This is a genomic window from Aquimarina algiphila (assembly GCF_007489275.1).
Classification (GTDB): Bacteria; Bacteroidota; Bacteroidia; order Flavobacteriales; family Flavobacteriaceae; genus Aquimarina; species Aquimarina algiphila.
This window is the reverse complement of sequence record NZ_VLNR01000244.1, coordinates 1-261: the sequence shown is the minus strand read 5'-3', so window position 1 is coordinate 261 and position 261 is coordinate 1. Positions and strand designations below refer to the sequence as shown.

The window sequence follows — 261 nt, the reverse complement described above, 5'->3', positions numbered from 1 at the left end:
TCCTGATCCATTAATAAAAAAGGTTAAAGAAGATCTGAAAAACAAAAAAGTTAATAAATGGGGTAATACTAATGGATTAATAGATTCTTCAAACGGTGTTGTTAATATTTGTGTTGCTAAACCAAATATTCCTAGAGCTCTAAGATTTATGGATACTTTCATAAAACTAATAAAAAAGAGGGGGCATCATATTGAATTTAATAATGGAACTTGTGTTGTTATCAATGATGAATATCTAAAGATTAGGTTTCGAGAGGTTTC

At 28.4% G+C, this 261-nt stretch carries 1 protein-coding gene; it reads left to right on the top strand.

Annotated features, from left to right (window positions below; genetic code table 11):
* On the top strand, positions 1 to 261 hold a 261-nt coding region (locus tag FOF46_RS32410), incomplete at both ends, for a hypothetical protein (RefSeq protein WP_208746857.1).